This window comes from Massilia horti (assembly GCF_004614195.1).
GTDB classification, from domain to species: domain Bacteria; phylum Pseudomonadota; class Gammaproteobacteria; order Burkholderiales; family Burkholderiaceae_D; genus Telluria; species Telluria horti.
Map to the genome: position 1 here is coordinate 26,483 of NZ_SPUM01000109.1, position 23,773 is coordinate 50,255.

The 23,773-nt window shown below is 60.7% G+C and carries 25 protein-coding genes and 1 tRNA gene; 10 read left to right on the top strand and 16 right to left on the bottom strand.

What is annotated here, in order from left to right; genetic code table 11:
• Positions 1–141: 141 nt before the first annotated feature.
• Positions 142–837 carry a nitroreductase gene (locus E4O92_RS16340; RefSeq protein WP_135190804.1) on the bottom strand — a complete coding sequence of 232 codons (696 nt, stop codon included), beginning with the start codon at positions 835–837 and terminating at the stop codon, positions 142–144.
• A 380-nt stretch (positions 838–1,217) separates the two neighbouring features.
• Here E4O92_RS16340 and phaP point away from each other — a divergent pair, with 380 nt between their 5' ends.
• Positions 1,218–1,784, top strand: a complete 567-nt coding sequence (gene phaP / locus E4O92_RS16345) for a TIGR01841 family phasin (protein WP_135190805.1) — start codon at positions 1,218–1,220, stop codon at positions 1,782–1,784.
• A 218-nt stretch (positions 1,785–2,002) separates the two neighbouring features.
• Here the strand turns inward: phaP and E4O92_RS16350 are convergent, their stop codons facing one another.
• The 6 genes from E4O92_RS16350 to E4O92_RS16375 form a co-directional block, all read right to left on the bottom strand.
• Positions 2,003–2,725 (bottom strand): ABC transporter ATP-binding protein, encoded by a 723-nt coding sequence (locus E4O92_RS16350; protein WP_135190806.1) that lies wholly within the window; start codon positions 2,723–2,725, stop codon positions 2,003–2,005.
• The gene (locus E4O92_RS16355) at positions 2,722–3,492 is read right to left on the bottom strand and encodes an ABC transporter ATP-binding protein (RefSeq protein WP_135190807.1); all 771 of its coding nucleotides are present in this window, start codon (positions 3,490–3,492) and stop codon (positions 2,722–2,724) included. Before E4O92_RS16355 ends, E4O92_RS16350 begins: the two co-directional genes overlap by 4 nt.
• A 16-nt stretch (positions 3,493–3,508) precedes the next feature.
• Complete coding sequence (locus E4O92_RS16360) at positions 3,509–4,732, bottom strand: ABC transporter permease subunit (protein WP_135190808.1); 1,224 nt, start codon at positions 4,730–4,732, stop codon at positions 3,509–3,511.
• 18 nt (positions 4,733–4,750) lie between these two features.
• Entirely contained in the window at positions 4,751–5,680 is a 930-nt protein-coding gene (locus tag E4O92_RS16365; RefSeq protein ID WP_135190809.1) for a branched-chain amino acid ABC transporter permease, read from the bottom strand.
• A gap of 392 nt (positions 5,681–6,072) precedes the next feature.
• Positions 6,073–7,020 carry a 4-hydroxy-3-methylbut-2-enyl diphosphate reductase gene (gene ispH / locus E4O92_RS16370; protein WP_135190810.1) on the bottom strand — a complete coding sequence of 316 codons (948 nt, stop codon included), beginning with the start codon at positions 7,018–7,020 and terminating at the stop codon, positions 6,073–6,075.
• An 11-nt stretch (positions 7,021–7,031) separates the two neighbouring features.
• Positions 7,032–7,487, bottom strand: a complete 456-nt coding sequence (locus tag E4O92_RS16375) for an FKBP-type peptidyl-prolyl cis-trans isomerase (RefSeq protein WP_135190811.1) — start codon at positions 7,485–7,487, stop codon at positions 7,032–7,034.
• Between the two features lie 141 nt (positions 7,488–7,628).
• On the opposite strand from E4O92_RS16375, the gene radC reads away from it, so the two are divergent.
• The gene (gene radC, locus E4O92_RS16380; RefSeq protein WP_135190812.1) at positions 7,629–8,303 is read left to right on the top strand and encodes a RadC family protein; all 675 of its coding nucleotides are present in this window, start codon (positions 7,629–7,631) and stop codon (positions 8,301–8,303) included.
• A 108-nt stretch (positions 8,304–8,411) separates the two neighbouring features.
• Here the strand turns inward: radC and E4O92_RS16385 are convergent, their stop codons facing one another.
• Positions 8,412–8,825: a hypothetical protein gene (locus E4O92_RS16385; RefSeq protein WP_135190813.1), complete on the bottom strand. Its 414-nt coding sequence runs from the start codon at positions 8,823–8,825 to the stop codon at positions 8,412–8,414.
• 1,149 nt (positions 8,826–9,974) lie between these two features.
• On the opposite strand from E4O92_RS16385, the gene rpmB reads away from it, so the two are divergent.
• From rpmB to E4O92_RS16400, 3 genes are all read left to right on the top strand, one after another.
• On the top strand, positions 9,975–10,211 hold the full coding sequence (gene rpmB / locus E4O92_RS16390) for a 50S ribosomal protein L28 (protein WP_135190814.1): 237 nt from the start codon (positions 9,975–9,977) through the stop codon (positions 10,209–10,211).
• 13 nt (positions 10,212–10,224) lie between these two features.
• The gene (rpmG, locus tag E4O92_RS16395; protein ID WP_206076894.1) at positions 10,225–10,395 is read left to right on the top strand and encodes a 50S ribosomal protein L33; all 171 of its coding nucleotides are present in this window, start codon (positions 10,225–10,227) and stop codon (positions 10,393–10,395) included.
• Positions 10,396–10,570: 175 nt separating this feature from the next.
• Positions 10,571–11,668 carry a hypothetical protein gene (locus E4O92_RS16400; protein WP_135190816.1) on the top strand — a complete coding sequence of 366 codons (1,098 nt, stop codon included), beginning with the start codon at positions 10,571–10,573 and terminating at the stop codon, positions 11,666–11,668.
• A 245-nt stretch (positions 11,669–11,913) separates the two neighbouring features.
• On the opposite strand, the gene E4O92_RS16405 is transcribed toward E4O92_RS16400, so the two are convergent.
• The 5 genes from E4O92_RS16405 to E4O92_RS16425 all read right to left on the bottom strand — a co-directional run bounded on the left by E4O92_RS16405 (position 11,914) and on the right by E4O92_RS16425 (position 17,018).
• On the bottom strand, positions 11,914–13,125 hold the full coding sequence (locus E4O92_RS16405; RefSeq protein ID WP_135190817.1) for a DesA family fatty acid desaturase: 1,212 nt from the start codon (positions 13,123–13,125) through the stop codon (positions 11,914–11,916).
• A gap of 103 nt (positions 13,126–13,228) precedes the next feature.
• On the bottom strand, positions 13,229–14,575 hold the full coding sequence (locus E4O92_RS16410; protein ID WP_229483430.1) for a mechanosensitive ion channel family protein: 1,347 nt from the start codon (positions 14,573–14,575) through the stop codon (positions 13,229–13,231).
• A complete protein-coding gene (locus E4O92_RS16415; RefSeq protein WP_135190818.1) occupies positions 14,572–15,858 on the bottom strand; it encodes an RsmB/NOP family class I SAM-dependent RNA methyltransferase in 1,287 nt (428 codons plus the stop codon). The genes E4O92_RS16410 and E4O92_RS16415 overlap by 4 nt, the downstream gene beginning before the upstream one ends.
• Before the next feature lie 27 nt (positions 15,859–15,885).
• Positions 15,886–16,497: a phosphoribosylglycinamide formyltransferase gene (gene purN / locus E4O92_RS16420; RefSeq protein WP_135190819.1), complete on the bottom strand. Its 612-nt coding sequence runs from the start codon at positions 16,495–16,497 to the stop codon at positions 15,886–15,888.
• Between the two features lie 122 nt (positions 16,498–16,619).
• Entirely contained in the window at positions 16,620–17,018 is a 399-nt protein-coding gene (locus tag E4O92_RS16425) for a barstar family protein (RefSeq protein WP_135190820.1), read from the bottom strand.
• 384 nt (positions 17,019–17,402) lie between these two features.
• Here E4O92_RS16425 and E4O92_RS16430 point away from each other — a divergent pair, with 384 nt between their 5' ends.
• The 5 genes from E4O92_RS16430 (at position 17,403) to E4O92_RS16450 (ending at position 21,413) form a co-directional block, all read left to right on the top strand.
• Complete coding sequence (locus E4O92_RS16430) at positions 17,403–17,915, top strand: glycine zipper 2TM domain-containing protein (protein ID WP_135190821.1); 513 nt, start codon at positions 17,403–17,405, stop codon at positions 17,913–17,915.
• Positions 17,916–18,035: 120 nt separating this feature from the next.
• On the top strand, positions 18,036–18,830 hold the full coding sequence (locus tag E4O92_RS16435; protein WP_135190822.1) for a fused MFS/spermidine synthase: 795 nt from the start codon (positions 18,036–18,038) through the stop codon (positions 18,828–18,830).
• 49 nt (positions 18,831–18,879) lie between these two features.
• Positions 18,880–20,703 carry a type IV pilus assembly ATPase TfpB gene (tfpB, locus tag E4O92_RS16440; protein ID WP_370660015.1) on the top strand — a complete coding sequence of 608 codons (1,824 nt, stop codon included), beginning with the start codon at positions 18,880–18,882 and terminating at the stop codon, positions 20,701–20,703.
• 213 nt (positions 20,704–20,916) lie between these two features.
• Positions 20,917–20,992: transfer RNA gene (locus E4O92_RS16445), tRNA-Lys, on the top strand.
• Between the two features lie 196 nt (positions 20,993–21,188).
• Positions 21,189–21,413 (top strand): hypothetical protein, encoded by a 225-nt coding sequence (locus E4O92_RS16450; RefSeq protein WP_135190823.1) that lies wholly within the window; start codon positions 21,189–21,191, stop codon positions 21,411–21,413.
• 38 nt (positions 21,414–21,451) lie between these two features.
• Here E4O92_RS16450 and E4O92_RS16455 read toward each other — a convergent pair whose 3' ends face one another.
• The 3 genes from E4O92_RS16455 to E4O92_RS16465 all read right to left on the bottom strand — a co-directional run bounded on the left by E4O92_RS16455 (position 21,452) and on the right by E4O92_RS16465 (position 23,558).
• Complete coding sequence (locus E4O92_RS16455) at positions 21,452–22,321, bottom strand: hypothetical protein (protein WP_135190824.1); 870 nt, start codon at positions 22,319–22,321, stop codon at positions 21,452–21,454.
• Between the two features lie 189 nt (positions 22,322–22,510).
• Positions 22,511–22,894: a DoxX family protein gene (locus E4O92_RS16460; RefSeq protein WP_135190825.1), complete on the bottom strand. Its 384-nt coding sequence runs from the start codon at positions 22,892–22,894 to the stop codon at positions 22,511–22,513.
• 229 nt (positions 22,895–23,123) lie between these two features.
• A complete protein-coding gene (locus E4O92_RS16465) occupies positions 23,124–23,558 on the bottom strand; it encodes a PRC-barrel domain-containing protein (protein WP_135190826.1) in 435 nt (144 codons plus the stop codon).
• Positions 23,559–23,773 lie beyond the last annotated feature (215 nt).

Sequence of the window (23,773 nt, forward strand, 5' to 3'; positions counted from 1 at the left end):
ACGCAGACTGATGAGTTACGGCTTAAAGTTTAGCCGAACAGGACCCAAACTCAAGCGAATTCAATCTCGAATCGAAGTTTTTTACCTAGGCGCAACAAGTGCCTGCGTGAAAAAAACCGTTCGATATCAATAGTATACGCATTACTCGACAAAACGCACGAAACCGGACACCGGCTCGCGCTCGGTCACCAGCGAGTTTTCGATCTTGCCGGGGTCGGCCCAGCCAAGCGCCATGCCGCACACTACAGTTTCGTTTGCCGGAATGCCCAGATGCTCCGAAATAATCCGGTGATATTGCGTAAATGCCGCCTGCGGACACGTATCGAGCCCCCTGCCGCGCGCCGCCACCATCACGTTCTGCAGGAACATGCCGTAGTCGAGCCAGGAGCCTTGCTCGAGGATACGGTCGATGGTGAAGATGAAGCCGACCGGCGCGTCGAAGAACACGAAATTGCGCCCGTGCTGGGCCGCCATGCCGGCCTTGTTCTCGCGCGTGATGCCCAAGAGGCCATACAGGTCCCAGCCCAGCTTGCGCCGCCGCTCGATGAACGGCGATGTCCACTGGCGCGGGTAGTACGCGTATTCCTCGGTGTGCTCGCGGTTACGCTCCGGGTCGCGGTACGCCGCCAGGATCGCCTGCGACAGCCTGTCCTTTGCCGCGCCGGTCAGCACATACGCCTTCCACGGCTGGATATTGGTGCCCGACGGCGCCCGCGCCGCCACCTCCAGGATCTTTTCAATGTCCGCGCGCTCGACCGGCTTGTCCGTGAATGCGCGCACCGAGCGGCGCGAGGTGATGGCCGCGTCCACGGCTTCCTGTTGCGGGCTTGAAATCATTACTTCTCCTATTTCTTCATGACCAGTACGGCGCCGGTGCGAGCACCGGACAGAGCCAAGCCTCTACTGTACCTTGGACAGCGGCAAATTGAACTGTTCAAGAAGAATCGCAAACGGAGGAAGTGCCGCAACACTCCGTAGCTGGAACATTGCCGTTATCGCCACAAAATTGGCAGGAAATCCTTATTTTCGCTGCAATAGCACAACACCTGTGGTCGTTATGGTGCGTCGCACCAAAAATGCTTGACTCCCTTATCAAACTCAGTAAGAATTGATCCTGTTGCGACGCACAATTCCATGCGCCGCCTTGAAACTGAACGCCCTGCTTCGCCGCCCCCTTGGCAACATTCGTCCACGAAACGACCTAATTGGAGAGCCACATGTTTGCAATTCCCGAGCAGTTCTCGAACGCCACCAAAGCCAACCTCGAATCGCAATTTGCGACGCTGTCGTCGCTGACCTCCAAGACTTTTGAAGGTCTGGAAAAGCTGGTGGACCTGAACATCAGCGCCGCCAAGGCCACGCTGGAAGACGCCTCGAACAACGCCCGCCAATTGCTGTCGGCCAAGGATGCGCACGAGTTCTTCTCGCTGTCCGCCGCGCAGGCCCAGCCGACCGCTGAAAAGGCCCTGTCGTACGGCCGCCAGCTGGCATCGATCGCCGCCGGCACCGGCGCCGAGTTCTCCAAGGCCGCCGAACACCAGATCGTCGAAGCCAACCGCAAGGTGATCTCGCTGGTTGACGAAGTGAGCAAGAACGCGCCGGCCGGCTCGGAGACCATCGTTGCCGCCATCAAGACCGCGATCAGCAACGCCAACGCCGGTTACGAGCAGTTCAGCAAGACCACCAAGCAAGCGGTCGAAGCTGTGGAAAGCAACCTGAACGCAGCTGTTGCCCAGTTCGCCCAGACCGCACGCAAGCCTGCTCCGGCCACCGCGGCTGCCTAAGCCTCACGCGCCCAATAAGAACGGGGCCAGAACCGATGGGGTTCTGGCCCCGTTTTCATTCGGTAGCAAACGCTGGCGGGATGCGAGCGATGACCGCGTGCGCACAGGTGCGCACCCTACGCCTCCGGCAAGCGGCGCCTATCTCCGTAGGGTGCGCACCTGTGCGCACGCGGTACGGCTGATCTGCGTTAGCGCGCGCCCCCTCCGGCAAACCGTGCTTATTCCCCGAGATACGCCGCCTGCACCCGCGGATCGTGCAGCATATCCTCGGCCTTGCCGCTCATCGTGATCGCGCCCGAATCCATCACGTACCCGCGATTCGCAGCCTGCAGCGCCAGCCTGGCGTTCTGCTCGACCAGCAGGATCGTGATCCCCTGCTTCGACACATCGCGGATCACCTCAAAAATCTTCTCCACCATGATCGGGGCCAGGCCCATCGACGGCTCGTCCAGCAGCAGCAGCGTCGGGTGGCACATCAGCGCGCGCGCCATCGCCAGCATCTGCTGTTCGCCGCCCGACAGCGTCCCGGCCAGTTGACCGTCGCGCTCCTTCAGCCGCGGGAACACCGTGTACCACTTGTCGATGTCGGCATCGATCCCTGCCTGGTCGCGCCTGGTGTAGGCACCCATCAGCAGGTTCTCGTGAATCGTCATGCGCGTGAACACGCCGCGCCCTTCCGGCACCATCGCCAGCTTCTGCTCGACCAGCTTAAACGAGCGCGCGCCCTTGAGCGGCTGGCCCAGGTATGAGATCGTCCCTTCCACCTTGCACGACGGGAGCGTGCCGGTGATGGCCTTGAGCGTCGTGGTCTTGCCCGCGCCGTTGGCGCCGATCAGCGTCACCAGCTCGCCCTTGTTCACTTCGAGGTCGACGCCCTTGACCGCCTTGATGCCGCCATACGCAACCTTCAGGCCCGAGATTTTCAGAATGTTCTCGCTCATTGGTGAGCACCTCCCAGGTACGCCTCGATCACGGCCTTGTCCTTCTGGATCTCGGACGGCAGCCCTTCCGCGATCCGCTTGCCGTACTCGAGCACCGTAATGCGGTCGCACAGGCCCATCATCAGCTTCACGTCGTGCTCGATCAGCAGCACGGTCGTGCCCTGGGCCTTGATTTTGACGAGCAGCTCGCGCAGCGCCAGCTTTTCGGTCGCGTTCATGCCAGCCGCAGGCTCGTCCAACGCCAGCAGCTTGGGCTCGGTCGCGAGCGCGCGCGCGATCTCCAGACGCCGCTGGTCGCCATACGACAGGTATTTGGCGGTGCGGTTGGCGAACTGCCCAATGCCCACGAAATCGAGCAGCTCCTGGGCGCGCAAGCGGATCTCCGCTTCCTCCTGAACCGCGGCCTTGTGGCGGAAGATCGCGCCGAACACGCCCTGCCGGGTGCGCACGTGGCGCCCGACCATCACGTTTTCGAGCGCGGTCATCTCGCCGAACAAGCGGATGTTCTGGAAGGTGCGCGCGATCCCGGCCTTGGCCACCTGGTGCGGCGCGGACGGCGAATATGGTTTGCCGGCCAGTTCGAAAGTGCCGCTGTCGGGCTGGTACAGGCCGGTGATCACGTTGAAGAAGGTGGTCTTGCCGGCTCCGTTCGGGCCGATCAGGCCGTAGATCTGGCCTTTCTTGATCTGGATGCCGACGTCGGTCAGCGCCTGCAGGCCGCCGAAACGCTTGTTCACGCCGGAGATGTTCAGAAGGATTTCGCTCATAGTCTTGCCCTCGGCCTCAAGCCGGCGTCGTCTCCGCCTTGTCCTCTACCTCTTCCCTTTCGGTCGCGGCGACCGGCCGGTCCTCCCTGTTCGGCGACGGCCACAGGCCGGCCGGGCGGTACAGCATGATCGTCACCATCGCCAGGCCGTACAGCAGCTGGCGCAGCACCTCGGCCTCGATCAGGACCTTGCCGAACATCGCGTGCTGCGCGGGTTCCACCACGTGGCGCAGCACTTCCGGCAGCGCCGCCAGCAGCACACCACCGACGATCACGCCCGGGATATGGCCAATGCCGCCCAGGACCACCATCGCCAGCACCGCGATCGATTCGGTCAGCGAAAACGACTCCGGCGACACGAAGCCCTGGAACGCGGCGAACATGGCGCCGGCGACGCCGCCGAACGAGGCGCCCATCGCGAACGCGAGCAGCTTGACGTTGCGGGTGTTGATGCCCATTGCCTTGGCCGCGATCTCGTCCTCGCGGATCGCGACCCACGCGCGGCCCAGGCGCGAATGCTGCAGGCGGCTGGTGATGAACACCACCGCGATGCACAGGAAAAGGAACAGGAAGTAGTATGCGTTCACCGACGGCATGCCGAAGCCGCCAACGTAGACCGTGGCGCGCGATCCCGGCTCGCCGGCGAGCGAGACGCCGAAGATGCGGATCGGATCGATCATGTTGATCCCCTGCGGCCCGTTGGTGAAGTTAATCGGGTCGTTCAGGTTGTTCATGAAGATGCGGATGATCTCACCGAAGCCGAGCGTGACAATCGCCAGATAGTCGCCACGCAGCTTGAGCGTAGGCGCACCCAGGAGCGCGCCGAAGAACGCCGCGGCCAGCGCCGCCAGCGGCACGATGAACCACACCGACAGGTGAATGCCGTCGGTGCGGATCTCTTCGCCAAACAGCTTGACCAACGCTTCCCCGAACGCGGGCCAATAGTTCACTACCGATTCGAGCAGCGACGCGAACTGCGGCGACGCGAACAGGCCAGTGAGATAGGCCCCCACCGCAAAGAACGCGATGTAACCCAGGTCGAGCAGGCCGGCGAAGCCGACCACGATGTTCAGGCCCAGCGCCAGCATGATGTACAGGAGCGCCATGTCGATGATGCGCACCCACGAGTTACCGAACTGCGAGGCGACGAACGGGAACACCAGCAGTACCGCAAGCAGCAGCCCCATCGAGATATATGCCTGGCGCGGCTTGTGCCGGACGTCGAAGGACAGGAAAGCCATGTTCGATCTCCCCGGTTTTTAAGCGCGGTCGGCCACGCGTTCGCCCATGATGCCGGACGGGCGCACGGTCAGCACGAGGATCAGCACGATAAAGGCGAAGATGTCCTGGTAATTACTGCCCAGGAAGCCGCCGGTCAGGTCGCCGATGTAGCCGGCGCCCAGGCTTTCGAGGATGCCCAGCACGATCCCGCCGATCATCGCGCCGTAGATGTTGCCAATGCCGCCCAGGACCGCAGCGCAGAACGCCTTCATGCCCGGCAGCGTGCCCATCGCGAACTGGATCGACGCATAGTTCGCGCCCCACATCACGCCGGCCACGGCGGCCAGTGCGGCGCCAATCGCGAAGGTGGCCACGATCACGCGGTTCGAATCGACGCCCATCAGGCCCGCCACCCGCGGGTTTTCGGCCACCGCGCGCATCGCGCGGCCCATTCGGGTGCGCTCGACCAGCATCACCAGGCAGAACATAGCGACGGCCGCCAGCACCAGCAGCAGCACCTGGGTTGGCGAGATCATGGCGCCGGCAATCATGATCGGATCAGACGACAGAAGCTGCGGGAATGGCAGCGGGCTGCGGCCCCAGATCTGCATCGCGAGCGTCTGCAGCAGGATCGACACGCCAATCGCGGTGATCAAGGGCGCCAGGCGCGGCGCGTTGCGCAGGCGCCGGTAGGCGACGCGCTCGATTAGCATGGAAAGCGCCATCGCAACCGGAATCGCGCCAATGATCGCGATCGCCAGTTGGACATAGCCGGGCAAGCCGGGCACGTACACGCCGAGCAGCTTGAGGATCGACAGGCCGACCATGGCGCCGATCATCAGCACATCGCCATGGGCGAAATTAATCAGATTCAGCACCCCGTACACCATCGTGTAGCCGAGGGCGACCAGTGCGTACATACTGCCCAGCACCAGCCCGTTGAGGATCTGTTGGACGAAAGTCTCCATCGAATGCTTGCCTCTCTCAATCTCTAACAAAAACGGCACCCCGAGAATTCCCGAAGTGCCGCTCTTGGCCAGACGTTTCACCAAACCTGTTCTTCACTGCGGCCGCGCCCCGCTGCGCATGGCGGCAGTTCCCACGACAAAAATTCCGAGCGTCGCCATCATAGCGAGGTTTTTGGAAAAGTAATATCGGAAAATCACATGATGGCCGAATATTGTTTTTCTTTCTAGTCACACGGCTACCGAAGGGTGGGCGGGGCCCGTTCGTATGCGGTAATGCCGTAGGGTGCGCACCTGTGCGCACGCGGTACCCTCGTATGCCGTTGGCGCGTGCGTGCACACGTACCGCGTGCGCACGGGTCCTCGGCGGCCCCGCGCCCCCTACGGTGATCCGATCAGGCCGCGGCCACCTTGCCGCCATCGAGTCCCTTCGGCAACGGGAACGTCACGTTCTCTTCCACACCCTCGAGCGGACGCACGCTTGCCGCGCCCAGTGCCTTCAGGTGGTCGATCACCGCCTGCACCAGCACTTCCGGCGCCGACGCACCCGCCGTCACCCCGATCCGCTTCTTACCAACGATCCATTGCGGATCGATCTTCCCGGCATTGTCGACCATGTAGGCCGGCGTGCCCTTCTTTTCAGCCACTTCGCGCAGCCGGTTCGAGTTCGAACTGTTCGGGCTGCCAACGACAATCACCACTTCCACCTGCGGCGCCATGAACTTCACGGCTTCCTGGCGGTTGGTGGTCGCGTAGCAGATGTCGCCCTTCTTCGGCTCGATAATGGTCGGGAAGCGGCGCTTGAGCGCGGCAATGATGTCCGCCGTGTCGTCCACCGACAGCGTGGTCTGCGACACATAGGCCACTAGGTCAGGGTTGGCAACCTGCAGCTTTTCCACGTCCGCCACAGTCTCGACCAGGTGCATGCCTTCTTCGGCCTGGCCCATCGTGCCTTCCACTTCCGGGTGGCCGGCGTGGCCGATCATGATGATCTCGCAACCCTGCTTGCGCATCTTCGACACCTCGACGTGCACCTTGGTCACCAGCGGACAGGTCGCATCGAAAATCGTCAGCCCGCGCGATTCGGCTTCGCGCCGCACCGCCTGCGACACGCCGTGCGCCGAAAACACCAGCGTATTGCCGGCTGGGACGTCGTCGAGTTCCTCGATGAAGATCGCGCCCTTGTTACGCAGGTCTTCCACAACATAGGCGTTGTGCACGATCTCGTGGCGCACATAGATCGGCGCGCCAAATTGCTTCAGGGCACGTTCGACGATCTCGATGGCGCGGTCGACGCCCGCGCAAAATCCGCGCGGCTGGGCTAACAGAATTTCGTTTTGCATACGTTTCCTGGTTAGAGAACCGAAATCAGTTTCACTTCGAACGTCATGGCCTGGCCGGCCAGCGGGTGGTTGAAGTCGAACACGGCCGAATCCGCACGCATTTCGCGCAGCACACCTGCAAATCGGCCGCCGCCGGGAGCGTTAAAGGTGACCAGGTCGCCCACCTGGTAATCGGCGTCGGGTTCCGAGTTCGCGTCGAGCGTGGCCTTGGAGACGGTCTGGATCAGTTCGGGATTGCGCTCGCCGAAGCCTTCTGCTGCGGAAATCTCGAAGGTCTCATGCGCGCCTTCTGGCAGCCCCATGAGTTTGGCTTCGAGAAACGGCGCCAGCTGGCCCTGCCCCAGCATGAGCGTAGCAGGAGTGCCGCCGAAGGTAGTGACAATATCCGTGCCATCGGCAGCGGCAAGCCGATAATGCAGGGTCAGGTAGGCCGATTCGGTGACGATGGCAGGAGATGCGTTGGACATGACTCGATGTTGTGACAGACAAACCGTTATTGTAAGCCACTAGCAGCGCTTGCGCCGCAGTGTCCGGCAGGAGCCAGATCAGTACCGCCCGCCATCGCAAGCCGATAATGCCGGATCAGGCAAGCGGATGCGAGGAAAGCAATGGCAATCAATCAGTGGCCCGAACAAGATCGCCCGCGCGAGCGCCTGGTGCGCGAAGGGGCACAGGCACTATCGAATCCTGAACTGCTGGCAATCTTCCTGCGCGTGGGCGTACGCGGCAAGAACGCGGTCGAACTGGCGCAGGAGATGCTCGAACATTTCGGCGGGTCGCTGCAGCGCCTGTTCCATTCCAGTCTGGACGAGTTCTCGGCTGTGAACGGGCTGGGCCTGGCCAAGTACGCCCAGTTGCAAGCCGTGCTGGAGCTGGCGCGCCGCGCCTTTAACGAGCAGTTCGCGCGAGAATCGCTGTGCTCGCCGGATGCGGTGAAAACCTACCTGCGCAGCAAGTTCGGCTGCCAGCCACACGAATCCTTCGTCGTGCTGTTCCTGGACGTGAAGAACCGCCTGATCGACACACAGGAAATGTTTACCGGCACCCTCACCCACACCAGCGTCTACCCACGCGAAGTGGTCAAGGCGGCACTACGGCGCAACGCGGCCGGGGTCATGCTCGCGCACAACCATCCATCTGGGGTATGCGAGCCAAGCGATGCTGACCTGCGCTTGACCAATGCGCTGGTGCAGGCCCTTGCCCTAATTGACGTGCGCGTGCTCGACCACTTTGTTGTAGCGGGGTCACACGTACACTCCTTCGCAGAAAACGGCCAGCTTTAAGGTTCTCTACATAAGAATGACGAGTCTCGGGACGTGCGGGCCTCGTCGCATCAGCAGTTAGCCAGACCGGTTGAAACGATTATGTAAGGCGTCGGTCTGAGCGCAAAGTTATACATTTTCAGCATGCGTTTCACCGATAGCGTAGCGGTGATATGCAAACACACCTCTGGCACCGTTTACGAACATCAGCAACACAACTATGGCCAGCGGCAACCCTGCTACGCCTTGTGCTGGGGCCAGAAGAGCCTTCTCAATAACAAAAAGTACGACGCCGGCCACAGCGAAAAACTTCGAATACTTCTTTATGCGCCACGCTATGACTGCAAACAGAACGGCGTCAATATACGCCAAAGGGCCAACTGCTACGATTTCCTTTTGAAGCATTAATGCAAAAGTTGCGAATGCTGCGGTGACGACAGCAACGATCACCGCAGCCCAGTAACCAGCCTTTGATGCTTCAATCGCGCTTGCTTGATCAGTGATGGTTGGCCACCACCAATTTTTAGATTTCTTCTCAGCCATGGACTCCTCCCTTGGTTGCATATTGTTTTAGGTTGACCAGCGCGAAACGCCAGCGATAGCACTACCGTCACTGCCATGGATTTCCAACCCTGAACCAACCGTCAACTTACGTGTCATTGTCCAGCGGACTGTACATGGATCATTGTAAAGATCCCAGCACTTTCGAAAATTTGGGGAGTTTCATTTCGATTGATTTTCGCTGGAATTCCTGAGCCGTAAGAGGACCAACAGCTATTTTAGCTGGATCACCATAGGGCGTATCGTCCCTTGAGTCGATTATGAAGTAATTGGTCTTACTTCGAGCACCGTTTGGGTGCTGTGATGGCAAGCGCCGGGGTTTTGTTAAATGCTCTTAGCCGTCAGAGTCAAGATCCATAAGCTGATCAACCTGCTCTTGGCTCCAAAATCCTTTCCTCACCCTATAGAAAACGACAGCGAAAATTATTAGGGCTAGACCGATAGAGAAATATTGCTCGTATTTGTCGAGAGGCCCGGACAACAATCCCGGCCGCAAAGCAGAACAAATCAGCAAATAGGAAATTAAGCTGATTATTCCCGATACCAAGGCCGACATGAACACGCCTGTTTTATGCATTTAGTCCAGTTTAAAAGGAGCGAATGGTAGCGAATGCAAAGACGGTGAGGCTAGCTCAAGAATAACAACGCAGCTTAACAATGTCCACAAGGTTGAATGGAGAAGCGGGGGGCGAACTCGGCGCTCGCTCTGCTACTGCGCCATTGAGCGGCAATCCACCCCGACGTTGCCACAGTACAACGTTTTCTAGTTTTCAAACTGCTATCGATTTATTCCCCGCCCGCCTGAAGTGGTCAAGTCGGCGCTGCGGCGTAACTGCCGGGGTCATGCGAGTCAAGTGATGCTAACCTGCGCTTGACCGATGCTCCGGGTACAAGCCCTACTCGGTCGATAGGCGCGTGCTCCACTTCGTTGTGGCCGCGTCATACATCCGTTCCTTCACGGAAAACGGCCAACTTTAAGGCCCGGAAACCCGCCCCCGGCCCGATTTTACAATTGTTAAATCAAGTGTCGCTTATCACGACACAATTTTTTTCCGCAAGTTGTTGATTCCCTGATGGTTTTCGCGCTATACTCGCGGTTTCCGATTTTGGAACATTATTAAGGAGTGCACTATGGCACGTGTCTGCCAAGTTACTGGGAAGGGACCGATGGTTGGTAACAACGTCTCCCACGCCAACAACAAAACCAAGCGTCGTTTCCTGCCGAACCTGCAGAACCGTCGCATCTTCGTTGAATCGGAAAATCGCTGGGTCTCCCTGCGTGTGTCCACCGCTGGTCTGCGCGTCATCGACAAGATCGGCATCGACGCTGTGCTGGCCGACCTGCGCGCCCGCGGCGAAAAAGTTTAATTAGGGAGCTGCAATCATGGCAAAAACTGGCCGCGACAAAATCAAGCTGGAATCGACTGCAGGCACGGGTCACTTCTACACCACCACCAAGAACAAGCGCACCATGCCGAACAAGATGGAAATCATCAAGTTCGACCCGAAAGCTCGCAAGCACGTGCCTTACAAAGAAACCAAGATCAAGTAATCTGGTTTTTTTCGGTATCCAAAGAGCCGCCCACGCAAGTGCGCGGCTCTTTTGTTTTGCCCGTTGACGAGAATCAAGCCCTGCCGATTCGCCATTCCTGCCGTCAGGAAATTGCGTATATTGGAAAGGTTGCCGTAACGAACGGCATCCTTCGGGAGGAACGCATATGCGGTTCATGAGACTTGCCCTCATCGCCCTGCTCGGCCCGCTCGCCGCCTGCACCACTCCCTACAACCCGCCTGTCGTCGTGCGCGACAGTGCGCCGTTCCCGGGCATTGCCGGCATCATCGCCGAGAACGGCAAGCGCCCGGTCGACATCCTGCTTGTCCACGGCATGTGCACCCATACCGCGGATTGGGCCGATAGCGCGATCAACACTATCACTGGCGCCGTCGACGCAAACGCGGGCGCCGCTGCGCGGTCGGTATCGGGCGCGGCAACCAATCGCGTCCAGGTGGTCGAGCGCACCAGGCCGATCGGCGGTGGCACCGCCCACTTCCATGCCCTGATCTGGTCGCCGCTGACTGCCGATCTCAAGCACCAGCTCGAGTTCGACATGACCAAAAGCCCGACCGACTGCACCACGGCCGACGAGTGCAAGCCCACGCGCGCCCGCTTTAACGGCTTGCTCAAGGACCAGCTGATGAACGACTGCCTGGCCGACGCCGTGGTCTACGCGGGCGCGAGCCATCCCGCGATCAAGCAGGCAATGGTGGATACGGTCGCGCAGGTGCTTGAAAAGTCGCAAACCGAAGGCGCTGACGGGCCGCTCATCGTCGTCGCGGAAAGCCTGGGCACGAAGCTTCTGTTCGACGCGCTGTCAGTGATGCTGCAGCCGGACGCGCCGCCACGCCTGCACCAGCTCGGCCAGAACGCCACGCGCCGCATGGCCCTGATCTTCATGACGGGCAATCAATTGCCGATGCTGGGCCTGGCCGAGCAGGGCCCTGTGGCAATGCAGGCGCAGGCACAGGATTCGCTGCAGCGCTTCCTCGCCCTGCGCCGGCAGCAAGCCGGCCCGCGCGCCGAAACATCGTTCTCGAAGCTGGCGGTGGTGGCGTTCACCGATCCCAATGACGTGCTGTCGTACCGCCTGCTGCCTTCGCGTTACAAGGCGGACGATGTGACGATTGCCGATATCCTCACTTCCAACGCCAGCACTTGGTTTGGGCTGCTGCAAGACCCGTTTGCGGCGCACCTGAATTACCTGAGCAATCCGGGAGTCGGCACGCTAGTCGCCTGCGGCTGGCCGAAGTCCGCGGCCTGCCATTAGGTGGCCAATAAAAAAAGCTATGTCCCCATTAAGTGTGGAACCGTGCTTACCTAAGGCGTAGGGTGCGCACCAGTGCGCACGCGGTACAGTTGAACGCCGTTGGCTCCGGTACACACACGTACCGCGTGCGCACAGGTGCGCACCCTACGGCGCGCGTGAGCCCATACTTACCGGTGACATAGCCATAAAAAACGGCTCCCGCGTGAATTTCACGCGGGAGCCGTTTTTGTTTGCCAGTGCTGCGCTTACGCGTAGCTGCGCAGGCGCATCGAAAAGTCCTGCAGCGACTTGATCCCGGACGCTTCAGCGCGCGCGCACCAGTCTTGCAGCTGTTGCAGCAGCTGGTCGCGGGTCGAGTGCGAACGCTCCCAGATCGCGCCCAGTTCCACGCGCATATGATGCATGGTCTCGAGCACTTTGCTGTGCTGGAACAGCTCAACCAGCTGTTGCTGTTGCGACGATTCCAGCTTGGCCGGCTCGCGCTGCATCAGCTTGCGCGAGCTCTTCAAAAAGCGCGTTTCCAGCTCGGCCTTGTGCTTCAGGTGCTCGAGTTCCTCGCGGAACGCGCTCTTGACCGATTGCGCGTACTTGGCCATCACGTCGTAACGGTTGGCGATCACCGCCTGCAGCGTGTCGAAGTCCGCCACCAGCTTGTCCTTGGCCAGCTTGGGCTTGGGCGCGACCTTCTTCACCTTGGCCAGGCCCGCCATTTCCAACATGCGGATGTAGCACCAGCCGATGTCGAACTCGTACCATTTGTTCGACAGCTTGGCGGACGTCGCGAACGTGTGGTGGTTGTTGTGCAGTTCTTCGCCGCCGATCAAGATCCCCCACGGAACCAGGTTGGTCGCCGCGTCATTGCAATCGTAGTTGCGGTAGCCCCAGAAGTGGCCCAGGCCGTTGACGACGCCTGCCGCCCAGAACGGAATCCAGATCATCTGGATCGCCCAGATGGTCAGGCCAATGACGCCGAACAGGATCACGTTGATCACGAGCAGCGCTGAAACGCCAGCCGCGCTGTACGGGGTGTATACGTGGCGTTCGAGCCAGTCGTCCGGCGTGCCGTGGCCGTACTTGTCCAGGGTTTCCTGGTTCTTGCTTTCAGTGCGGTACAGCTCGGCGCCTTCCAGCAGCACTTTGCCGATGCCGCGCGTGACCGGGCTGTGCGGATCCTCTTCCGTCTCGCACTTGGCGTGATGCTTGCGGTGGATGGCCGCCCACTCCTTGGTCACCTGGCCGGTCGTCAGCCACAGCCAAAAACGGAAAAAGTGGCTCGGGGCCGGATGCAGGTCGAGCGCGCGGTGCGCCTGGTGACGGTGCAGGAAAATGGTCACGCTGGCGATCGTGATATGCGTAACCACGAGCGTGTACACCACTAGTTGCCAGCCGGAGAGGTTGGCGACGCCGGTGTTCAGGAAATCGAGCACAGCGTACAGGGTGTTACTAGACAAATTCATTACTACTCCAAAGTGGATTGCTTGCGTGCACACGCCGCCTTTTCTGCGAGACGGTCGAAACCGACATTTTACGTGTAACTACTTCCCAGCGACACCAATTTGGTCAGGAATTCCCGCTGTTTTGCGCATTTCGTGCTACAACTGCTGCAATATGTGCATCAAGCAGACGCGTATCAAAGGTTGGAATGCCAAGCTTGATCTCGCCCGACTGCACCAGCGCATAAATCTTCTTGTTGAGCTCGGATACCACGCCCCCCGTGCCGTTTTCCGGGTCGCCGATCCAGAACCCCACATCGAGCTCGTAGCCTTCCGGCGCGAAGCGGGCCAGCCCCACGCCCGGCCCCGGTTCCGCCAGCACCCGCGGGATCGATGCCGCCTGCTGCTGCAACAGCGGCATCACCACCGCCAGGTCGCTGCCGTAGGCGACGATAACCCGTGTCGAACCGCGCACCCTGCGATTGGTCAGCGACTGGTTCTGCACCGGCCCCGAAATCAGCATCTCGTTCGGCAACACCGTCTCCACCCCATCGAGCCCCTGCAACACAGTGTAGCGCGTGTTGATGTGTGTGACCTTGCCGGAGTACTTATCGACCGAAATCATGTCTCCAATTGACAAACTTCGTTCGAGCAGGATCACGAATCCCGACACGTAATTGCTGGCGATGCGCTGCATGCCCAGTCCCAGGCCAACGCCGAGGGCGCCGCCGAACACCGACAGCACGGTCAGGTCCAGGCCCACCATCGACAGGCTGAGCAGGACGGCGACCAGCACCAGCACGGCGCGGCTGGTGCGCGCCAGCACCACCCGCAGCGAGGTATGGATGCCGGGCACGCCCATCAGCCGCTCTTCCAGCGCCGCGCCGGCCCACAGCGCCAGCATCAGCATCAGCACCACCGACACCACGGCCTGCAGCGCGTCCGACAATTGCACCCGGTGGCGGCCCAGCGGTACGGAGGTGTGCTCCAGGAAACGCAGGATATCGGGCCAGGCGCCGGTCAGGTACAGCGCCAGGCCGAGCCAGACCACCAGCGCAAACAGTTTCTCGAAGGTTTGCAGGGCCGCGCCAAGCTGGCCATGGCGCGCAAACACGCGCCGCAGCAGGTAGAACGCGAGCCGGATCATCGCCAGCGACGACGCCAGCGGAATCGCGACGCGCAGCACGTTCACGTGCAGGTGGTTTCTGGCAAGGAAGTATTTGCCCAGCGTGAGCAGACCAAGCGCCAGCAGCGGCGCCAGCACACGCGCGAAGCTTTCCACGCCGATGCGCAGCATGCCGTTATGATCGTCGCGTCCATGCAACCAGGCGCTGCGGATGGAACGCGCCAGCAGCCAGCCCAGCCCGGCGGACGCGATAATCACCGCCGCCTGCCACAGGATGCTCGGGTCGGACAGGTCGCCGAGCAGGTCCTGTAGCATGTCCGCCAGCGGCATCGAGCCCACCTTGTTCACTCTTCTTCTTGCTCCGCAGCCGGTTTCATCGGCTTGCGCTCGAGGACAGCGGCAAAGAAGCCGTCGGTCTCATGCTTGTGCGGCAGCAGCTTGAGGTATTTGTCCATCTCGAGCGGGATCTTCTGTTCGGCCAATACCTGGCTCATCGGCACCAGCTGGAAGTCGGGATGCGTCTCAAGGAACTGCTCGACCACCACATCGTTCTCTTCGTTCAGCAGGCTGCAGGTCGCGTACACCAGGCGCCCGCCCGAACGCAGCAGGCGCGCCGCGCCGTCGAGGATCGACGCCTGCTTTTCCTGCATCTCGACCACCGCCTGCGGCTGCTGGCGCCATTTCACGTCGGGATTGCGGCGCAGCGTGCCCAGGCCCGAGCACGGCGCATCGACCAGCACGCGGTCGATCTTGCCGGCCAGCCGCTTGATCTTGACATCGCGCTCGTGCGCGATCACGACCGGATGCACATTCGACAGGCCGCTCCTGGCCAGCCGCGGCTTGAGCTTGGTCAGGCGCTTTTCCGACACGTCGAACGCATACAGGCGGCCGGTATTGCGCATAATCGCGCCCAGCGCCAGCGTCTTGCCGCCGGCGCCAGCGCAAAAGTCCACCACCATCTCGCCGCGGCGCGCGCCCAGGAGCTGGGACAGCACCTGGCTGCCCTCGTCCTGCACTTCGATCGCGCCCTCTTTAAACAGCGGCATGTTCTGCAGCGCGGGCTTTTTCCGCACGCGCAGGCCGAGCGCCGAATACGGCGTCGGTTCGGCGGCGATCGGCGCCTCGGCCAGTTGCTTGACCACATCCTCGCGGCTGGCCTTGAGCGAATTGACGCGCAGGTCGAGCGGGGCCGGCGTGTTCAGCACGGCCGCCAGCTGCATCGTTTCTTCCTCGCCGAACTGGGCCACGAATTTCTCGAACAGCCAGTCGGGCAGGTTGGCGCGCATCTTCGGCGACAGCAGGTTGCGGTCGATTTCCTTGATGCGGGCAAGGAAGGCATTTTCCTCTTCCGTCAGGCCGCCGAGCGAATCAAAGCCGATCGCTTCGGCCATGCCCAGCAGGGTCAGGCGGCGCATCGTCGACCCCTTGGCGCCGCCGGCAAAGTCGGTGAAGAACGATTTGTTGCGCAGCACGGCATACACCGCTTCCGCAATGGCGCCGCGCTCGCGGCCGCCAAGACGGGGATGGTCCTTGAAGTAGCGCGACAGGGTAACGTCGGCCGGCGCGGCAAAGCGCAAGACCTCGCGCAATACCTCTTCCGTATTGCCGAGGATTGCTGGTGGCAATCTCATGAAATTCCTTGGGTTATATATTTGTTGTCACACCGCGTGGACGATCACGACTTCGTCGTCCTTGATGCTGAGCCTGTCTTCCACAAACAGACGCACGGCAAGCGGATAAATCTTGTGTTCCTCGACCAGCACGCGCTCCGACAGCATCTCCGCGGTGTCGCCCGGCAGCACCGGCACCGTGGCCTGTACCACGATCGGGCCATGATCCAGTTGCGCCGTCACGAAATGCACGGACGCGCCGTGTTCGACGACGCCGGCGTCCAGCGCCTGCTGGTGCGTCGCCAGGCCCGGGAACAGCGGCAACAGCGACGGATGAATGTTCAGTATGCGGCCCGCATAATGTTCGACGAACGGCGCAGTCAGGATGCGCATGAATCCGGCCAGCACGACCAGATTCGGAGCAAAACTGTCGATCACCTCCCGCAGCGCGGCATCGAACTCGTCGCGGCTGGCGAATTGCTTGCTCGGGACCACGGCGGTCGGGATGCCATGCTCCTGCGCGAACAACAGGCCCTTGGCATCAGCCTTGTTACTGATCACCGCCGCGATACGTGCTGGCCACTTTTCGGCTTCGAGCGCACGGACGATCGCTTCCATGTTGCTGCCACGGCCAGAAATGAGGATCACAATGTTTTTCATACCGCGCATTGTACCCTGAGCCAAGGTCGGGCCGGTAGGAAACACCGTTGCGCCACGGTACGGACGAGCCGCGGCGAATGCGCCGGGGACGGCGCCAAAATCAAGCGCGCAAACTGGACAAATTACTCGAACGAGTAGAAAACGCGGAAGGGAACTTTCTTCTCGCCCCAGAAATCGGCCGCATCGCGAAACACGTCAAGCAGCGTCTCGCGCGCTTCACGATCGAATTTTTGCGCGTTCGGTAACTGTTCCAAAACGACGATGAAGCCGGTCTGGGCACCGGCCTTGGCGATGGTATCGGTCAGGCACACGCGCAGCGCGTCGAAATTCTTGCTGCACTGCTTGGGGAAATAGAAGTTCTCGCCGATGCGAGCACATACCTGCTGCTTGGTCAGCGTGTTGGCACAGTGCGCGTACAGGAAATGATGTCCCAGCCTCCCAGCCTCTTCCTGCAGTTCGGCAACCCGAAACGCGCGGATGGACTGTACAACATTGGGCGGCACTGTCATCAACAAACTCATTTTTTCCTCATGTCGACCTGGTGTACGTGTTGTTAATTACTCGCCTCGGCGCCCACCTTCGCGAACCTCGGCAGGTTTGCTGTTCCCCCGCTGTCGTTTCCACGCACCAATAATCAGAATTTTGTAAGGGTAACGTTTTGTGGTAACTGAATCAACCCGAATGTTAGCTGCTGTCCGGGTTTTGTAAAAAAATTACGGCTGGTCGCGGGCGTTTTGCCCCATCGCGGCCCCGCTTTTCCCTCTGAGATGGGCGATAACGGTGTGTACCCGGCTGTTACAATTTGTTGCCACGAAGATTGTTTCGGTTTTCCGACTCGGATTAAGATACAAGCGTGACAGTAAATCAAACCCAGCAAGCACCACCCGCCAACCAGAGGTTAAAAAATGAAACTGCAAGCCAAACTATTGATGTCTGCCCTTGGCCTCGCCGCCCTGCCATTTGCCCAGGCTGGCGATTTCGAAGACTACGCTCGCGTGGTGCGCGTGCAGCCGCGCGTCGAACAGGTACGCGTGCCGCGCCAGGAATGCCGCACCGACTATGTCCAGGTGCCGGTCCAGCAGCAGCGCGGCGCCGGCGGCTCGGTCATCGGCGGCATCGCCGGTGCCCTGCTGGGCAGCCAGGTCGGCGGTGGTAACGGCAAGGTGGCGGCGGCAGCCGCTGGCGCCATCGCCGGTGCCGTGGTGGGCGATCGCATGGAAAACGACGGCCGCAACACTGCGCCGGGCGTGCAGGAACAGGCCGTACGACAGTGCCGCACCGTCGAGTCGATCGAAAACCGCAACGCCGGCTACGAAGTCACTTACGAATACCGTGGCCGCTCCTACACGGAGGTCATGAGCCGTGACCCGGGCGATCGCCTGCGCCTGCAGGTCTCGTTCCAGCCGGTCAGCTACTAAGGCACGGCCTCCCCGTTTCACCGGCGCCGGGGAACCTCCCCTTCCCCGCGCCGCCTTCCCATGCCGCTTGCGCTACGGGAAGCCCTCCCCCGATAATAGGGCGATTCAACAGGCCGTCCTATGCTCATCAAACGCAAATCCATCGAACAAGCCGAATCCTCGCGCCGCCCCGCGCGCAAACCCAAGTTCGCGCCCGTGACCCTGTCCGAACAGGACGGCGTACGTTATCTGCACTTCGGCACCGAATGGGTCCAGGGCGCGATGCGCATCCGCAAACCGGACTGGCCCGAGCTCGAATATGCGCAGCAGATGATGGCCTGGATGCTGTTCATCGACGCCCCGCAAGCGATCGTCCAGCTGGGGCTAGGCGCCGCCACCCTCACCAAATTCTGCTACCGGCAGTTTCAGGAAGCGAGCGTCACCGCGGTCGAACTCAATCCGTCGGTGATCGCGATCTGCCAGCAGATGTTCAAGCTCCCGCCTGATGATGAGCGCCTGCATGTGGTGGAGATGGATGCGATGGACTTCGTCCTCGACCCGGCCAACCACGCCGCGTACGACGTGCTGCAGACCGACTTGTACGACGCGACCGCGCGCGGGCCGGTGCTCGATACGCCCGAGTTCTACCGCGCCTGCAGTGCGTGCCTGACCGAGCATGGGATCATGACCGTCAACCTGTTCGGCGACCACCCGAGCTTCGCCAGGAACATCAAGGCGATGCGGCACGCGTTCGAGCACGTGATTTGCCTGCCCGAAGTCCACGACGGGAACGTGGTCGCGCTGTGCTTCAACAGCCAGCCGGACCTGGACCCGGCGCGGTTGAAGGAACGGGCGGCGCAGATCGTCGCCACCACCAAGCTGCCCGCCAAGTCCTGGGTAAAGGGCATCGAAGCGGGCATCGAAGCGGCGCGCTGAACCAGGCGCGGGTATCGGGGCCAATTCGCAGGCTACTTCGGAGGCTACTTTGAACACGAATGCATCACTGCCCGCTACCGTCGAACGCCGCTCCCAGCGTCTGGCCAGGCTCGACCTGCAAGTCATCTTCTCATGGCTGCTGGCCGACGGCATCGTCGAAAAGGCCAGCGTCAAAGCCAACTTCGCGCAGGCGCAAGGCATCCTCAAGAACGCGGTCGGCTCGATGCACCCGTTGAGCGCGGTCGCCCAGTGCAAGCTGGTGTCGAACCTGCCGCCGCACCGCCTGCTGACGCTCGACGTGCTCACCGAATGGTGCGCGGCAAAGGTCGGCCTGCCCTTCATCCGCATCGATCCTTTGAGAATCGACTTCACCAAGGTCGCCGACGTCATGTCGGCCAGCTACGCGGCGCGCTTTAACATTCTGCCGGTCGAGCTCACGCCGGCCGCACTAGTGGTAGCCACCGCCGACCCGTTCGCGCGCGAGTGGGTCGACGAAATCGCCAAGGTCTCGCGCCGCAAGGTCGAGCTGGTGATGGCCAACCCGCTCGACATCGCACAGTACATCGCCCAGTTCTTCAGCCTGGCCAAATCGATCCGCGACGCGAACCGGGCGGGCAACCAGGACCTTGGCCTGCGCAACAACTTCGAACAGCTGGTCGAACTGGGCAAGTCGGACCGCCAGCTGGACGCCAACGACCAGCACATCGTCAACATCGTCGACTGGCTGTGGAGTTACGCATTCGAGCAGCGCGCCTCCGACATCCACCTCGAACCAAAGCGCGAGTTTGCGGTGATCCGCTTTCGCATCGACGGCGTGCTGCACCAGGTGTACCAGGTGCCGGCAGTGGTAATGATCGCAATGACCGCGCGTATCAAGCTCCTGGGCCGGATGGACGTGATCGAAAAACGCCGCCCTCAGGATGGACGCATCAAGACCCGCACCAACAGCGGCCAGGAAGTCGAGCTGCGCCTGTCAACGCTGCCGACCGCCTTCGGCGAAAAACTGGTGATGCGAATCTTCGACCCCGAGGTGGTGGTCAAGACGCTGCCGGAGCTGGGCTTTCCGATTGATGACGCGCGGCGCTGGGACCAGCTCACCAGCCGCCCGCATGGCATTATCCTCGTGACCGGCCCGACCGGCTCGGGCAAGACGACCACGCTGTACACCACGCTCAAGGCGCTCGCGACCAGCCAGGTGAACGTCTGCACGGTCGAAGACCCGATCGAGATGGTCGAGCCCTCGTTCAACCAGATGCAGGTACAGCCCGGGATCGACCTCTCGTTCGCGGACGGCGTGAAGGCGCTGATGCGGCAGGACCCGGACATCATCATGGTCGGCGAAATCCGCGACCTCGCCACGGCCGAAATGGCGATCCAGGCAGCGCTCACCGGGCACCTTGTGCTGTCGACGCTGCACACCAACGACGCGCCATCGAGCGTGATGCGCCTGCTCGAACTGGGCGTGCCCTACTACCTGCTGTCGTCGACGCTGATCGGCGTGATGGCGCAGCGCCTGGTGCGCACGCTCTGCCCACATTGCAAATCGCCTGACGGGGAACTGTCCGACGAAATCTGGCAAGGCATTGGCGGCGCATGGAATATCGCCAAGCCTTCGCAGGTCTATCGCCCGGTTGGCTGTCCGGAATGCCGGATGACCGGCTACCGCGGGCGCACCGGCTTGTACGAACTGCTGACCGTGACCGACGATTTCGCAAAATTGATCGCCGACGAAACCGACATGCAGGCGCTGCGCAGGCAAAGCGTGGACGACGGCATGAAGCCGCTGCGCATCGCCGGCGCGCTGAAGGTGGCCGAAGGCCTTACCACGGCAGACGAAGTTCTGAAGGTAACGGCTGCGCTGACCAAGTCGTAACGGTTCGCGACCGCGGCGAAGCGGAACAAATCGTAGGGTGTGTGCACCTGTGCGCACGCGGTTCGCGAACGCGGCGCAGTGGCACAGCATCCGCAAGTCAGCACGCCACCGCATACGCGACGAGCCGCACCGCCGCCACGCTTCCAGAGTTCAGGAACACTCATCTTCCCCTAGCGCAAACAAAAATTGGCCGCTATAATGCGAGCCTCTTTCGGGTCGTTAGCTCAGTTGGTAGAGCAGCGGACTTTTAATCCGTTGGTCGCTGGTTCGAGCCCAGCACGGCCTACCAGAATAAATCAGGAAGCCCACGAATTTCGGTTCGTGGGCTTTTTGCTTTCTGGTCCCTCTCGAGTCGCTCCGGGAGCGGCCCGGTTCCACACGCGCCGACTTCAACACGGTTAACAAAACTTTGCTTGCTATGAAGGCAACAACCCTCATACACTGAGCCGTCGCGAACTCGCCCCAACTACATCAAACGCGTGAATATGATTGCATTCAGAGACTTTTCGTCCGCTGAATACGGACGTCCTGAGGGAATCGACCGGGCACTGGTGGAAGCAAACGAATGGATGCTAAGCGCCGGCATTAAGCCTCTAAACATTGAAACCTTAACGAAGGTCACAGGGGGCGGGTTTGCAAATCTCAGGTCCTCCGACATCGGATTGCGCATCTGGTATGTTATCGGCCCCGATCTCAACGATGCCCGCTAAGCGCCAACACAGACTGAGGCCTCCGACGGTGTTGGTTGTTATTCGACGAATGCCTGGATAGCCGGAATGGAGGCGGTGCTCGGGCCAATTGACCACTGGTTTGTGTAGGGTTCAGTTGCTGACAGGTCATGGTAACCTTGTGCCGCATTGGCAGCAGGATCCTGCTGTGCCGGGAAGATTTGCGCTGCGCACGCTGGTGCACATACCCAGGCGCTACCGCCATTCGAGTCCAACAGCACTGAGTGCGGCGACAAGTCGGCGAGCCAGGCACCCATCGGCTGCGGAAGTATCTGTTTTCCCGCGCCTAAAGACATCGGCTTCAGACGGTTATGTACATTGCCGGTCAGCGTGAGAACAAGCGCCTGCGGACGACGCAAGTGCTCGGCCCGTACACGGACAGCCATTCGCTGGTCACGGCTCAATCCACCCACGGAAGCGGATGGGCTCATGGCCTCATCAAGGACGAATACAGTTAGCGCCGGATAGCGCTGTTTCAATCGCCGCAGGCGTTCGACGAGTGCCAGCATCGCCGTGCTGGAGCGACCGTCCTGGAATGATCGCGCCCAAAATGTCGAATGCAAAAAGCGTTTGACTGCCGCCTTATCGCCATCCGAGGCCATGTACTGGGCAAGCGAATCGACTTGGTTAGGGTTTAATTCCAAACCGACAGACACCTCACGTCCCTGCTCAAGTGCGCGGCAGACTACGTCACCGAATGCTGCGGGGCTCTCCGTTGTACCGTGCACCTCGCCGATCAACACCAAATGCCCCGGCTGAAGTTTTTGTTCAAGGCCTGCGGGAATATCACAGGCAGCGTCATCCTGCGCGCAGGATGGCTCAGCGCACAGCGCCAGCAAAAACACGCATATGGCGAGCATCGGAAAACGAAAGCGCTGGTTTGAGTTCACGGAATCTCTCGATAGACGTTTGCGGCACCATCGTTTGCGTCTCGATTAAGCCGACGAAGTCAATTCGTCCGCGTTGGCACCCGCGCTAACAATAGCAGCTTGATATTAAGAAAAATTCACGCTTTCTATCCGTCCCCTTAACCGTTGCTTAACCGTTGCTTTCAGGCTCATGTCAGCAAACACAAATCGCTAGCGATGCCCTCCCGCCCTCTCGTCCACGCTTGGCACTCCAGCCCCATAACGAACGAACATCAAAAATCCCCCAGCCATCGCGAGATTCTTCATGAAATTATTCACTTGATTGGGGTCGGCAAAATTGGTATGGGCAATGAGGGCGGAACCGATGCTGAACAGGGCCAGGACCGCTGCGGCCCAACGTGCCTTTATCCCGAACAATAGCAAGATGCCGCCGCCCAGTTCGATCAAGATCACCAGCGGCACCGCCACAGCAGGAAGGCCGTACGACGCGAAATAGGCCAGCGTACCCTTGTAGCCAAGCACCTTGCTCCAGCCGGAGATGATGAAAATCTGCGACATCAACAAGCGTGCGGCAAGGATCAATGCAGTGTTCATCGTCTGCTCCTGTAGTGAAACGACTCGTCGAATGTCATTCAATGCATACAGGAGCTATACCCCTTCCCGTCCCAAATGGATGAGTGGCTCCAAACGGCAAGCGCGCACGACAAACCACAGCGCGCCTTGCGTCATCATGGAGACAAGAAGAGGACCAGGACCAAGACGTGAAGCGGAACTACCACGCTCGCCTGAAATCGCTAGCTCATGAGCAATCTGGACGAGGAAACTACTTCTTCCGGTATTCGAAAGGCGGCATGGCTTTCAGCGCATCCTTGGTTGCCCCGGGCAACACAAAAGTGTTATCCGTATGCTGAATCTGTTCGACCGGGATCGCCACATCCCGCTTGCCGATGCCGATGAAACCGCCGACCCCGATGATGGCGACCGTTGCACGAGGCAACTTGCCAGTCGTACTCGGCGTAATGATCAGGTCGTCGATCGTGCCGATTCTTTCCTTGCGGTCGTTAATGACAGGCTTTCCGAGCAGGTCACGCTTGGCGCTCCAGCCGAGCACCACGTTTTCCATCTCGACGACGCTGACACCCAGGGCTGACGCACCCGCGACCGGTGGGTTTTGCTTTGCGTCAGGTGTTTGCGACCACGCGGCGCTGGCGCATAGATATCCGACACACAACGCCAAGCATCCTTTCTGGAATTTCATGAGGTATCTCCTGTTGGTTGGGCCGATGCAATCACGAGCGCTTCTGCCTGCGCTACGCCTTTGACCAGCTCAACCAAAAAAAGGTCCCATGAAAATAAACAGCCGCCTTTCTCCGCCCTTGCTTAAGGCTCTGCCACCGCTACTGACTCGCGGCTGTTGCTTCACTGCGCAACGTTCGCGAACCGCGTGCGCACAGGTGCGCACCCTACGCCTCC